12 protein-coding genes are annotated in these 13,485 nt (G+C 66.6%); 11 read left to right on the forward strand and 1 reads right to left on the reverse strand.

All coding sequences use genetic code 11. The features are described from left to right. Positions 1–124 precede the first annotated feature (124 nt). The 5 genes from M9H71_RS10495 to M9H71_RS10515 are packed head-to-tail and all read left to right on the forward strand — an operon-like array spanning position 125 to position 6,503. On the forward strand, positions 125–2,152 hold the full coding sequence (locus tag M9H71_RS10495) for an FAD-dependent oxidoreductase (protein WP_455404967.1): 2,028 nt from the start codon (positions 125–127) through the stop codon (positions 2,150–2,152). Positions 2,153–2,156: 4 nt separating this feature from the next. After that, positions 2,157–4,016 (forward strand): [FeFe] hydrogenase, group A, encoded by a 1,860-nt coding sequence (locus M9H71_RS10500; RefSeq protein ID WP_455404968.1) that lies wholly within the window; start codon positions 2,157–2,159, stop codon positions 4,014–4,016. A gap of 15 nt (positions 4,017–4,031) precedes the next feature. Next, entirely contained in the window at positions 4,032–5,024 is a 993-nt protein-coding gene (locus tag M9H71_RS10505; protein WP_455404969.1) for an ABC transporter substrate-binding protein, read from the forward strand. A 7-nt stretch (positions 5,025–5,031) separates the two neighbouring features. Next, positions 5,032–5,808, forward strand: a complete 777-nt coding sequence (locus M9H71_RS10510) for an ABC transporter permease (RefSeq protein ID WP_455404970.1) — start codon at positions 5,032–5,034, stop codon at positions 5,806–5,808. Continuing rightward, positions 5,805–6,503, forward strand: a complete 699-nt coding sequence (locus M9H71_RS10515) for an ABC transporter ATP-binding protein (RefSeq protein ID WP_455404971.1) — start codon at positions 5,805–5,807, stop codon at positions 6,501–6,503. The genes M9H71_RS10510 and M9H71_RS10515 overlap by 4 nt, the downstream gene beginning before the upstream one ends. 16 nt (positions 6,504–6,519) lie before the next feature. Here the strand turns inward: M9H71_RS10515 and M9H71_RS10520 are convergent, their stop codons facing one another. Then, complete coding sequence (locus M9H71_RS10520; RefSeq protein WP_455404972.1) at positions 6,520–7,398, reverse strand: LysR family transcriptional regulator; 879 nt, start codon at positions 7,396–7,398, stop codon at positions 6,520–6,522. Between the two features lie 127 nt (positions 7,399–7,525). On the opposite strand from M9H71_RS10520, the gene M9H71_RS10525 reads away from it, so the two are divergent. The 6 genes from M9H71_RS10525 to M9H71_RS10550 all read left to right on the forward strand — a co-directional run bounded on the left by M9H71_RS10525 (position 7,526) and on the right by M9H71_RS10550 (position 13,479). Further along, positions 7,526–8,680, forward strand: coding sequence for an ABC transporter ATP-binding protein (locus M9H71_RS10525; RefSeq protein ID WP_455404973.1), 1,155 nt, complete (start codon positions 7,526–7,528; stop codon positions 8,678–8,680). A gap of 7 nt (positions 8,681–8,687) precedes the next feature. After that, the gene (locus tag M9H71_RS10530; protein ID WP_455404974.1) at positions 8,688–9,632 is read left to right on the forward strand and encodes a carbohydrate ABC transporter permease; all 945 of its coding nucleotides are present in this window, start codon (positions 8,688–8,690) and stop codon (positions 9,630–9,632) included. Next, the gene (locus M9H71_RS10535; RefSeq protein WP_455404975.1) at positions 9,629–10,465 is read left to right on the forward strand and encodes a carbohydrate ABC transporter permease; all 837 of its coding nucleotides are present in this window, start codon (positions 9,629–9,631) and stop codon (positions 10,463–10,465) included. The genes M9H71_RS10530 and M9H71_RS10535 overlap by 4 nt, the downstream gene beginning before the upstream one ends. A 23-nt stretch (positions 10,466–10,488) precedes the next feature. Beyond that, a complete protein-coding gene (locus tag M9H71_RS10540) occupies positions 10,489–11,769 on the forward strand; it encodes an ABC transporter substrate-binding protein (protein WP_455404976.1) in 1,281 nt (426 codons plus the stop codon). A gap of 64 nt (positions 11,770–11,833) precedes the next feature. After that, positions 11,834–12,658 carry a phosphodiesterase gene (locus M9H71_RS10545; protein ID WP_455404977.1) on the forward strand — a complete coding sequence of 275 codons (825 nt, stop codon included), beginning with the start codon at positions 11,834–11,836 and terminating at the stop codon, positions 12,656–12,658. Then, entirely contained in the window at positions 12,655–13,479 is an 825-nt protein-coding gene (locus M9H71_RS10550; protein WP_455404978.1) for a phosphodiesterase, read from the forward strand. The genes M9H71_RS10545 and M9H71_RS10550 overlap by 4 nt, the downstream gene beginning before the upstream one ends. The last annotated feature ends 6 nt before the right edge of the window (positions 13,480–13,485 follow it).

Consider the following 13,485-nt stretch of genomic DNA (forward strand, 5'->3'; position numbering starts at 1 on the left):
CCACTGCGCCGACGAAATCTCGCCTCGCCGATCCGCACTCCGTCCCGCAGTCGCGCGGCCGGCCGATGATTTGTGATCTGTATCATCACGGGATCAGCGCAAATCGGCTTTGATCGGCTGATCGATGCGGGCAGCACCCTGGGGCGGGGTCGACATGACGCAGGTGGTGTACGGGGTCTGGGACGGCGTCGCCTACGACGCACGCGCCGGCGGAGTCGACGCGCGGGTCGCAGGCTATGCGCTGGTGAATTTCGACGCGTTCGACGAGGGCAACGCGATCCGGGCCTTCATCGCCGACCGCGGGTTCTTCGTTTTCGATCCCACGGTGTCGCTGGTCGATGCGCTCTATCACTACCTGAAGACCGCTGCTGAGCAGTCCTGCGGGGCCTGCACGCCTTGCCGGATCGGCACGGTGCTGGTGCGGGACGCGCTCGATCAGATGCGTCGCGGAATGGACGCGGCGCTCACGCTCGACGACATCGCGGTGCTCGGCGAGCAGATCCGCCAGACCTCGCTGTGCGGGCTGGGCCAGACCTGTGGGGTCGCGCTGCTGGCGGTGCTGCGCGAGTTTCGCGCGCGGATCGACCAGGAGCTCGCGCCGCACCGGCCGATCCCGACGCAGCACGGCATGGCCTATGTGACGGCGCCGTGCATCGAGGCTTGCCCCTCCAAGGTCAACGTGCCGCGCTACATCGACTACATCCGCGACGGCAAACCCGAAAGCTCGCTCGGCGTCCTGCTGCAGAAGTACCCGATGGCTGCGACCTGCGGCCGGGTCTGTGTGCGCTATTGCGAGCAGGCATGCCGGCGCAAATTCGTCGACGAGGCGGTCGGTATCAAGACGCTGAAGCGCTATGTGGCCGACCAGCAGAGCGGTCCGCACGCGCTGAAATTCAGCCGCGACATGATCCGCAAGCCGCTCGCCGACGGGATGCGGGTGGCGGTGATCGGCGCCGGGCCGGCAGGCATCTCGTGCGCCTATCACCTGCTGCTGCGCGGCTATCACGTCGACGTCTTCGACAAGGCGAGCCAGGCTGGCGGCATGGCGCAGATCGGGATTCCGAGCTACCGGCTGCCCAAGGATACGCTGGCGCTGGAGACCGACATCATCGTCGATCTCGGCGGCCGGTTTCTGTTCGATCAGCGGCTCGGGCGCGACTTCTCGGTCGACGATCTGTTCGCGCGCGGCTACCGCGCGGTATTCCTCGGCCTCGGCTGCCAGCAGGGCGCGCGGCTCGGCGTCGACGGCGAAGATGTCGCGCATGACGGCTACTTCAGCGGCATCGATTTCCTGCTCAAGGTTCACGACCACGTCGATGGCATTGCGCCCCTGGCGCTGGAGGGCGAGGTGGTGGTGGTTGGTGGCGGCAACGTCGCGATGGACTGCGTGCGTTCGGCGATCCGGCTCGGCGCCGAGAAGGTCCACGTCGTCTATCGCCGAACCTTGGCCGACATGCCGGCGGACCCAGTGGAGATCGAAGCCGCGCGGGCCGAAGGCGTCGAATTCCACGTCCTCAGCGCGCCGGCCGAGATCGTGACCGACCACGGCAAGGTCACCGGGGTGGTGCTGACGAAGATGCAGGCGAGCGCGCCCGATGCGGGCGGTCGCAGCTCGGTACGCCCGATTCCGGGCAGTGAGACCGCGATGCGTTGCGACGTGCTGATCGCAGCGATCGGCCAGCAGGTCGAGGACGGTCCGCTGATCGAGAGCGACGGCATTGCGTTCGACCGCTGGCGCTGCGTCGCGACCGACCGGGTGCTGGCAACCTCGCGGCCGGGAGTTTTTGCCGGCGGCGATTGCGTCACCGGTCCGTCTACGCTTGTTTACGCGATGGCTGCAGGACTGAAGGCAGCGCGCAACATCGACGACTGGATTCAGCATGGCTCTGTGCGCTTCTTCAAGCGATCGCGGATGCGCAAGCTGATCGCCGACAATCACATGCTGGCCGACGAGATCGTCGAGGCCCCGGTGCGCAACGCCTATCGGGTTCACAATCCCGAAATCGATCCCGAGCTGCGCAAGCACATGTTCGGCGAGGTCGAGCAGACCATCGACGCCCGCGCCGCCTATACGGAGACCCAGCGCTGCATGCGCTGCTATCGCGTCTATTCCGTCGTCACCAAGCATCCGATCCCGGAAGGAGCGGCTTGAAGCGATGTGTACGCCCGATCAGGCCAGCCACCCCGCCCGCGATCCCACCGAGGCGACGATCACGCTGTCGATCAACGGCGTCGCCTGCGCCGGCTTCGCCAACGAGACCATCCTGTCCTGCGCGCGGCGCTACGACGTCTACATCCCGACGCTATGCGAACTGGAAGACATCGACCACACCCCCGGCGCCTGCCGGGTCTGCCTGGTCGAGATCCTGCAGGCCGGCAAGGACACCCCGCAGATCGTCACCGCCTGCAATACGCCGGTGCGCGACGGCATGGAGGTGCAGACCCGCTCCAAGAAGGCGCGCGACATGCAGCGCCTGCAGGTTGAATTGTTGATGGCCGATCATCTGCAGGATTGCGCCACCTGCATCCGGCACGGCAGTTGCGAGCTGCAGGATTTGGCACAGTTCGTCGGGCTGCAGCAGAACCGGTTCTTCGATCGGGAACGGACCGAGTCGCGCCCGGTCGACCACAGCTCGCCGTCGATGGTGCGCGACATGCGGCGCTGCGTCCGCTGCCAGCGCTGCGTCGCGATCTGCCGCTATCACCAGAAGATCGACGCGCTGGCGATCGAAGGCAGCGGGCTGGACCGGATGGTGGCGCTGCGCGATGCCGACGGCTATCCGAATTCGGTGTGCGTGTCCTGCGGCCAATGCGTGCTGGTGTGCCCGACCGGCGCGCTCGGCGAGCGCGACGAGACCGATCGGGCACTCGACTACATCTGCGATCCGGACGTCGTCACCGTGGTGCAGTTCGCGCCCGCAGTGCGGGTCGCGTTCGGTGAAGAATTCGGTCTGCCTGCCGGCACCAATGTCGAGGGCCAGATCATCGCCGCCTGCCGCAAGCTCGGCGTCGACGTGGTGCTCGACACTAACTTCGCTGCCGACGTAGTGATCATGGAGGAGGGCGCCGAGCTGCTGGCGCGGTTGAAGCAGGGGCGGCACCCGACCTTCACGTCGTGCTGCCCGGCCTGGATCAACTTCGCCGAGATCCACTATCCGGACGTGCTGCCGCTATTGTCCTCGACCAAGTCGCCACAGCAGGTACTGTCGACCATCGCCAAGAGCTATCTGCCGGCGCAGCTCGGCGTTCCGGCCGAGCGTATCCGGGTGATCTCGATCATGCCGTGTATCGCCAAGAAGGACGAGGCGGTGCGGCCGCAGATGGTCCACGATGGGCGGCCCGAAACCGACCTGGTGTTGACCACGCGCGAATTCGCCCGGCTGCTGCGGCGCGAGGGCATCGATCTGAAGGACCTGCCGTCGTCGCAGTTCGATCGCCCGTTCCTCAGCGCCTATTCGGGTGCCGGCGCGATCTTCGGCACCACCGGGGGCGTGATGGAAGCGGCAGTGCGGACCATCTATGCGCTGGTCAATGGCCGCGAGCTGGATCGCATCGAGCTGACGCAATTGCGCGGTTTCGAAGGCTTGCGGGAGGCGCGGGTCGATCTCGGCGGTGCGGTCGGCGAGGTCAAGATCGCGATGGTTCACGGCCTGGGCGATACCCGCAAGCTGGTGGAGTCGGTGCTGAGCGGCGAAGCGGAGTACGACTTCATCGAGGTGATGGCCTGCCCGGGCGGCTGCGTCGACGGCGGCGGGTCGCTGCGTTCGAAGAAGGCGTATCTGCCGCTCGCGCTGAAGCGCCGCGAGACCATCTACAACGTCGACCGTGCCGCGAAGGTCCGGCAGTCGCACAACAATCCGCAGGTGCAGGCGCTGTATCGCGAACTGCTGCAGGCGCCGAACTCGGATATCGCGCACCGGCTGCTGCACACCCACTACGCCTCGCGCAAACGCGAGCTGCAGCATACCGTGAAGGAGATCTGGGACGATCTCACCATGAGCACCATCCTGTACTGACGGGGAATGCGCGAGATGACGCCGCCACCGCATCTGGTCCCCAATCGGCGCGATGTGGTGCGCGGCCTTGCGGCGTTGCCGGCGCTGGGGCTGACGCGGGCGTTCGCCGCCGAGCCGCTGACCCTGTGGGGGATTCCGGCGACGCCGTCGGCGCTGTTCGTCCGCGCCGTGGCGTCGGAGCGGCTGCAGCAGGCCGCGCCTGGGATTCGCTTTCAGCTCTGGAAGAGCACCGACCAGATGCGCGCCGGCATCGCGTCGGGGCAGTTCCGGCTGTTCGCGACCTCGACCTATGCGGCCGCCAATTTCTTCAATCGCGGCGCCGGAACGCGGATGCTGAACGTCGTCACCTGGGGCGTGCTCTACGTGATGGCTCGCGATCCGGCGATCAAGTCGGTCGCGGATCTCGCCGGCCGCAGCATTCTGCTGTCGAACAAGAATGAAGCGCCCGACCTGCTGTTTCGGCTGGTGCTGCGCTGGGCCGGGCTCGATCCGGACCGCGACGTCCGCTGCGAATATGTCGGCTCGCCCGGCGAAGCGGTGCCACTGTTTCTCGCCGGCCGCAGCGAGGTCGCGGTGCTGCACGAACCCGCCGCCACCACCGCGCTGCTCCGCGCCGAGCGGGAGGGCAAGCCGGTGTACCGGGTGCTGGATATCGCCGAACTGTACGGCCGCCACACCGGGCGCGGGCCGCGGATTCCGCAAGTCGGACTCGCAGTCAGCGCTGAACTCTTGAACACTCAGCCCGAGATCGTCGCGGCGGTACAGGCCGCCTGCGTTGAAGCCAGCGCTTGGATTGCGGCGCATCCTGCAGAGGCCGCAGAACTTGCCGCGCCGGCGCTCGGCCTGTCCGCCGAAGTGATCGCTGCGTCGCTGCCGCATGTCCGCCTTGACGCCGTTTCGGCGCGGGAGGCTCGCGCAGACATCGAACTGTACTTTAAGAATTTGATGGAGCTCGATCCCGGCATCGTCGGCGGCTGGCTGCCCGATCCGGCGTTCTATGCGGGGTGAGCGGCCGGTGCGGCGAAGTAACACGCGGATCTCGTGGGCCTGGAGCCTGATCGGCATCGCGTTGCTGCTGGCGCTGTGGGAGGCGGGCCATCGTGCGTATGGGCCGTTGGTCCTCCCGGGGCTCGGCGACACGGTCCTGACGCTGTGGCGGATGATCCGCGTCGGGCAGGTCGGGCCGGCGCTACTCGAGACCGCCGGCAATGCCGGGCTCGGCTGGCTGATCGGCGTGCTGATCGGCTCGTGTGCCGGGATGCTCGCTGGCCTACGCGAAGAAGCGCAGCGCGCATTGCAGCCGGTCGCCATCATCCTGCTCGGCGTGCCGGCGATCGCCTGGGTGGTGATGGCGCTGCTGTGGTTCGGCGGGCGCTGGGCGGTGGTGGTCACGGTCGCGGCCGCCATCGGGCCAATGCTGTTCGGCGCGGCGCTCGAGGGCGTTCGCAGTCTCGATGGTACGCTCGCCCGCATGGCGCGGGTCTATCAGGTGCCGTTCTGGCCACGGCTGATCGAGGTGTATGGGCCGCAACTCCTGAGCCATCTGTTTCCGGCGCTGGTGACCACGCTGGCGATGTCCTGGAAGGTCGCGGTGATGGCCGAGCTGCTCGCCGGCGCCGGCGGGATCGGCGATGGTCTCGCCGCCGCACGCGCTCATGTCGACACCGCCGAGACCATGGCCTGGGTGGTGGTTGTGGTCGGCGTGCTGATCGTGGTCGATGCCGGTGTGCTGCAGCCGTTGCAGCGTCGGCTGTGGCTGTGGCGCGACGACGAGCGGAGCGGTCGCCGATGAGCGGGCCGCTACTGCAGTTCCGCGGCGTGCAGTTTGGCTATCAGGCGGCGCCGGTGTTGCGCGACATCGATTTCGACGTCGAGGCGGGCTCGATCACCGCGGTGATGGGCCCGTCCGGAAGCGGTAAGAGCACCTTGATGGCGCTCGCCGCCGGGCTCTTGATGCCGGACGCCGGCGTCGTGCAACGCCGCAGCAAGCGGCTCGGCATGGTGTTTCAAGACCCGGCGCTGCTGCCGTGGCGCAGCGCGCTGGACAATGTGGCGTTTCCTCTGATTGCGCTCGGCCTTCGCCGATGCGAGCGGCGCGACCGCGCCCGTGCGATGCTCGCGAACGTCGGACTCTCCGGCGAGGATGCCGGCAAATATCCGCGCCAGCTCTCCGGCGGGATGCGGCAGCGGGTGGCGCTGGCGCGGGCACTGGTGATCGAGCCGGATCTGCTGTTATGCGACGAGCCGTTCAGCGCGCTCGACGCGCTGGTGCGCGCCGGACTGTGGCAGGTTCTGCGCGGCGTTCACGCGCGCGGCAGCCTGACGATGCTGATCGTCACGCATGACGGCCCGGAGGCGATGCAGTGTGATCGGCTGGCCATCCTGTCCGCCGGCCGCTTCGAACAAGTCGGTGCGCCTGCCGAGGTCGTCCGCCATCCCGACAGTGAGGTGGTGCGGGCCTTCGTGTCGGCCGCGGCGGGCCCGTGACCGCACTCGCACGCCGTTATCCGCGCGGTGGTGAGTGCGTGCCATGGGCGAGGAAGAACAGTTCGACCAGCCGCCCTTTCTTGCCGGCCAGCGCGAAGATGCACTCCGGCGACTCGGCATCGAGTTCGGTGATCGGCACCTTGGCGATGCGGTCGACCCGGCTCGAGCCGTGCTCCCACATGAAGCCAACGCCGAGATGGTTGGCGACCGCCTCCAGTATGCCTTCGCGGGTGTTGACCACGATCGAGGGAATCGGCCGCAGGCCGGCCGTGCGGAACGCGCGGTCGACAGCGCGCTGGGTCGAGGAGTCGCGGGTGCGGAACACCAGCGGATAGCGCATCAGCTCGGCGATCGGGACCTGCTGTTTCTTCTTCAGCGGATGGCTCGGATGGCACAGCGCCACGACGCGCTGTTCGAGACAGACCTCGCGGCGGAAGCGGCGATCGGCCGGCACGTCCGGCAGCACACCGATGTCGACGCGCTGATCGACCACGGCGGCGACGATCGCCGACCAGCTTCCGATCTCGATCGCGACCTGCACCTTGGGATACATCTGCTTGAAGGTCGCGATCAGCGCCATGCCCGGCATCGAGTTGCCGAGTCCGACGCGTAGTTCTCCGCCGGCCAGTTCCTCGCGCTGCGATAGGATCGACACCGCGTCGGTCTCGATCGCCTGCATCCGGCTGGTGGCGCCGTAGAGCTGGCGGCACAGCGAGGTCGGAATCAGATTGGCGCCGTGGCGCTCGAACAGCGTCACGCCGAACTCGCCTTCGAGTTCGCGCACCGATTGTGCCACCGCCGATTGCGTCACGCCGATCCGCCGCGCCGCGGCTGCAAAGCTGCCGGCATCGAACACGGCGTTGACGGCGCGGACCCGCGCCGACGTCAGAGCCATTGCGCTCGCTGCTCCGTATCACCAGGAAACCTAGTGAGCGTCATAAGCCCGGCTGCTGACCGTTATGTGACTGTCAGACGCCGCCCTTAACCCTGTGCCGCATCGCAACCAAGCCAGGGGACAGGTGATGGCGAAGATCGAGCTCAGCGCGATCCGCAAATCGTTCGGCGACACCGAAGTCCTCAAGGGCGTCGATCTGTCGATCCACGACGGTGAGTTCGTGTCGCTGGTCGGCCCGAGCGGCTGCGGCAAGTCCACCCTGCTGCGGGTGATCGCCGGACTGGAGCCGCAGAGCTCCGGCGAAGTGCAGATCGGCGGCGTCGCGGTCGATCACATCCGTCCGAGCGCGCGCAATCTCGCAATGGTGTTTCAATCCTACGCGCTGTACCCGCATCTGTCGGTGTTCGACAACATCGCGGTGCCTCTGCGAATGAAGCGGTTGTCGGCGCTGGAGCGGGCGCCGCTGCTCGGGCGGCTGCTGCCGAACCGCTACCGCGTCGAGCGCGGCATTCGCGCCGATGTCGAGCGCGTCGCGGCGCATCTCGAAATCTCGCCGCTGCTCGCGCGCAAGCCCGGGCAGCTCTCGGGCGGCCAGCGCCAGCGCGTCGCGGTCGGTCGCGCTTTGGTACGCGAGCCGGTCGGCTTCCTGTTCGACGAGCCGCTGTCCAACCTCGACGCCAAGCTTCGCGTGCACATGCGCGCCGAGATCGCGCAGCTGCATCGCCGGCTGAAAGCGACTTTCGTCTACGTCACGCACGATCAGGCCGAGGCGATGACGATGTCGGGCCGGATCGCCGTGATGATCGGTGGCGAGCTGGTGCAGGTCGGCACGCCGAGCGATGTCTACGACAATCCGCGCGATATCCGCGTCGCTGAGTTCATCGGCAGCCCGAAGATCAACGTGCTGCCCGGCACCGTACAGGCCGACGGCCGGATCGTGATGCTCGATCGCGTGCTCTCTGTAAGGGCCGGGGCCAGCGCCGGGCCCTGCCGCGTCGCGGTCCGCCCGGAGCGGATCAGTCTCGGGAGCGGCGATCTGTCCGGCGTGGTGATGCATGTCGAGAACATGGGGGCCGAAGCCTTCGTGCATCTCGGCTGCGAAGGGCTGAACGATCCGGTGGTGACCCGGCTCGACGATCCGCTTCGGCTTCCAGCGATCGGCAGCACCCAGCGGTTCGGCTTTGCGCCCGAGGCGATCCGGCTGTTCGATGCCGCCGGCAAGCGGCTCGCGCTTCGGACCGGTACGTCCATCGAGACGATCCGTGAGGTGGCCCATGTCTGAGGTCGCGATGTCTGACACTGCCGTCTCGCTACGTGATCTCGACGCGCTGCCCGACGTGCGCGCCTCGGCCAGACCGCGTCGTCGGAGCCGCGGCACCGTCGCCTACGGCCTGGTCGCGCCGGCGTTCACGCTGATGTTGCTGATGCTGCTCGGGCCGCTCGCCGGCGTGATCGCGCTGTCGTTCACCGATTATCAGCTCGGCGCGCCGTCGTTCGCCTGGATCAGACTTGCCAATTATCAGCAGCTCGTCGTCGACCGGGTGTTCTGGATCTCGCTCACCAACACGCTCACTTACGCGGTGATCGCGGTGCCAGGCTCGATCGTGCTCGGGCTCGGCGTGGCGATGCTGATCGAGAGCGGAGCGCACTTGCGCAGCTTCTATCGCACCATTTACTTCCTGCCGGTGATGGCGACCCTGATCGCGATGGCGATCGTGTGGGAGTTCATGCTGCATCCGCAGTTCGGCCTGGTGAACGGGCTGATCAAGATGGTCGGCCTCGCGCCGCATCCGTGGCTGCAGGATCGCGGCACCGCGCTGTACGCGCTGTGCGTGATCGGGATCTGGCAGGCGGTCGGCTTCAATATGGTGTTGTTCCTGGCCGGGCTGATGTCGATCCCCAAGCATCTCTATGACGCCGCCGAAATCGACGGCGCGGCCAGCGCGTGGTCGCGATTCCGGTTGGTGACCTGGCCGATGCTCGGACCGGTGACGTTGTTCGTGGTGGTGATCACCGGCATCCGGTCGTTCCAGGTGTTCGATACCGTCCACGTCCTCACCAAAGGCGGCCCGTCGAAGTCCACCGAGGTGCTGATCCACACCATGTACATGGAGGGCTTCGAGTTCTTCCGCTCCGGCTATGCCGCCGCGGTGACCGTGGTGTTCCTCGGCCTGGTGCTGCTGCTGACCCTGGTGAAATCGCGGCTCGCCGCCAAGCAGGTGCATTACGCATGAGCGCCGCGCGACGAAGCCTGATCCGCGCTGGTTTCCGCCACGCTGTTTTGATGCTCGGCGCGGTGCTGATGCTGACGCCGTTTGTCTGGATGCTGTCGACGGCGTCGAAGCCGCCGGACGAGATCTATTCCAGCGACCTGCATCTGATCCCGCATCACTTTGCGCTGTGGGAGAATCTCCGCATCGCGTTCGGCAAGGCCGATCTCGGCCGCTTCCTGCTCAACGGTGTCATCGTCACGGTGGCGATCTTCACCTGCCAGGTGCTGATCGCGCTGCCGGCCGCCTATGCGCTGGCCAAGCTGCGCTTCGTCGGGCGCAAGGCGCTGTTCGCGCTGGTTCTGTTCGGCATCCTGATCCCGCCGCAGGCGACCGCGATTCCGGTGTTCCTGCTGCTGTATCAGCTCGGCGCGCTCGACAGCTACGCGGCGTTGGTGCTGCCGTTCACGATTTCGGTGTTCGGCATCTTTCTGATGCGGCAGTTCTTCATGACCGTGCCGGATGATCTGCTCGACGCCGCACGGATGGACGGGATGTCGGAGTTCGCGATCGTCTGGCGGGTGATGCTGCCGACCGCGATTCCCGCCGTCACCGCGTTCGGCATCTTCTCGGTGGTGGCGCACTGGAACGATTATTTCTGGCCGCTGATCGTCCTCAACAGCCAGCAATATTACACGCCGCCGCTCGCTGTCGCGCATTTCCGCAACGCCGAGGCGGGCACCAGCTACGGCCCGCTAATGGCGGCCGCGATCGTGATCATCACCCCGCTCGTCGTCGCCTTCCTGCTCGCGCAGCGCCGCTTCATCGAAGGCATCACTTTGACCGGACTCAAGTAATCTAACCCCAACAGGAGGCCAACATGCTGAAGAGATGGATCGCCGCAGCCGCGATGACGCTGGTTGCGGGTATCGCCCACGCCCAACAGCAGACCGAAGTGGTGCTGCAGTTCCCGTATCCGGAGCTGTTCACCGAGACCCACAAACGGATCGCGGCCGAGTTCGCCAAGGAACATCCCGAAATCAAGGTCACCTTCCGCGCGCCCTACGAATCGTATGAGGACGGCACTCAGAAGATCCTGCGCGAGGCGGTCACCAACCAGCTCCCCGACGTCACCTTCCAGGGCCTGAACCGCATTCGCGTTCTGGTCGACAAGAATATCCCGGCGCCGCTCGACGGCTACATCGCGGCCGAGAAGGACTTCGACAAGCAGGGCTTCCATCAGGCGATGTTCGACATCGGCACCGCGAGCGGCAAGGTCTATGCGCTGCCGTTCGCGATCTCGCTGCCGATCGTCTACGTCAATCTCGATCTGGTGAAACAGGCCGGCGGCGACGTCAACCACCTGCCGACGACCTGGGACGGCGTGCTCGACCTCGCCAAGAAGATCAAGGCGCTCGGTCCGGACACCAACGGCATCACCTACGCCTGGGACATCACCGGCAACTGGCTGTGGCAGGCGCCGGTGTTCGCGCGCGGCGGCACCATGCTCAACGCCGACGAAACCAAGGTGGCGTTCGGCGGCCCCGAAGGCCAGTTCGCGATGCGCACTATCGCCCGCCTGGTCACCGAGGGCGGCATGCCGAATCTCGACCAGCCGTCGATGCGCGCCACCTTCGCGGCCGGCAAGACCGGCATCCACATCACCTCGACTTCGGACCTGAAGAAGACCACCGACATGATCGGCGGCAAGTTCGCGTTGAAGACCATCGCGTTCCCCGACGTGGTCAAGCCGAACGGCCGGCTGCCGGCCGGCGGCAACGTCGTGCTGATCACCGCCAAGGACAAGGCCAAGCGCGACGCCGCCTGGCAGGTGGTGAAGTTCTGGACCGGCCCGAAGGGCGCCGCGATCATGGCGGAGACCACCGGCTACATGCCGCCCAACAAGGTCGCCAACGACGTCTATCTGAAGGACTTCTACGAGAAGAACCCGAACAACTACACCGCCGTCAGCCAGCTCGGCCTGCTGACCAAATGGTATGCCTTCCCTGGCGAGAACGGCCTGAAGATCACCGACGTGATCAAGGACCACCTCAACTCGATCGTGTCCGGCGCGCGCGCCAAGGAGCCTGATGCGGTGCTGGCCGACATGAGCCGCGACGTCCAGGCCCTGCTGCCGAAGACCGTCGGCGCCGCCAAGTAACGGACGGACAAATTCGCGACGGAGTGCATCCTGCGCTCCGTCGCGTCTCGTTTTGGAGCGGGCCATGAAACTGATCCATCTCAGCGACATCCACCTCACCACGCCGGGCGCGACGATCGGCGGCCGCAATCCGCGGCTGAATTTCGAGAAGGCGCTGACCCATATCCTGCGCGACCATCAAGACGCCGAGCTGATGGTGATCACCGGCGACCTGTCGGACTGGGGCGACGCCGACGACTATCGCTGGCTAAAAGCGCAGATCGACGCGTTTCCGATTCCGGTGCGGCTGTGCATCGGCAATCACGATCGCCGCGAGAATTTCCTGAGCGTGTTTCCGGAATGCGCCGACGAGCACGGCCTGGTGCAGGCTGTGTACGATACCCCGGCCGGCCGCTGCCTGCTGCTCGACACCGCCGAGGCCGGCACCCATGCGGGTCGTTATTGCGAGACGCGCAGGGCGTGGCTGACCCGGCAGCTCGCCGAACATCCCGGTCCGTTCCTGCTGTTCATGCATCACAATCCGATGCCGACGCATCTCGGTCCGATGGATCAGATTCGGCTGCTCGACGACGGCGCGTTCCGCCAGATCGTCGGCCGGCATCGCGACCGCATTCGCCACATCTTCTTCGGTCACTGCCATCTGCCGCTGGCCGGCTCGGTCGCCGGCGTGCCGGTCAGCTCGCTCCGCGGCACCAACCACGCCAGCTATCCGCTGTTCTCCGAGCGCCGGATGCTGAGCGCGTCCGATCTGCCGGAATCCTACGGCGTGGTGTTCTTCGGCGACGACTACGTCACCGTTCACATGGTCGAGTTCGGTTACACCGGCGAGGTCCGGGTCGAGGGCTCGCCCGACTACAACGCCTGGAACAGGGAGACCATGCTGCGATGAAGTTCGTCGTTCTCACTGATACGCATTTCGTCGCCCGCGGTCGCCGCATCTACGGGCTCGATCCCGCCGAGCGGCTCACGGCCGCGGTGGCGCGGATCAACCGCGAGCATCCCGACATCGCCTTCGTGATCGTCACCGGCGATCTGGCGCATTGGGGCGAGGAGCCGGCCTATGACAATCTGGCGTCGGTGCTGGCGGGATTGCGCGCGCCGACCATGCTGATGATGGGCAATCACGACAAGCGTGACGCCTTCGCCAAGTTCTTCCCCGGCGTGCCGCGGGACGCGGGCGGCTTCGTGCAGAGCGTGCAGGTGTTCGAAGCGGCGACGATCGTCACGCTGGACACGCTGAACGAAGCCGCGCCGAACCACGAGGGGCTGTTGTGCGAGGCGCGGTTGGCGTTCCTCGAACACGCGCTGGCAGAGGCGCCCGCCGACCGGCCGCTGCTGCTGTTCCAGCATCACCCGCCGTTCGACACCGGGCTGCGCTACATGGATACGATCCGGCTCGCCAATCCGGACGCCGAGTGGGAGGTGATTGCCCGCACCCGCAAGCCGGACTATCTGTTCATGGGGCACCTGCACCGCCCGATTTCCGGCGTGTGGCGCGGCATCCCGTATCACATCCAGCGCGGGCTGGCGCATCAGGTCGCATTCGATCTCGTCGCTGAAGGCCATATCCCGGGCTCGCACGAGCCGCCGGACTACGCCCATGTCAGCGTCGAGGCCGACCGTATCGTGATCCACCAGTGCTCGTTCATGTACGACGGGCCGCTGTTCTCGCTGCACGACAGCGTCGCGCTGCACCGCGTCTCGTTCTGACGGGTA

The sequence above is a fragment of the Rhodopseudomonas parapalustris genome, from assembly GCF_053772255.1.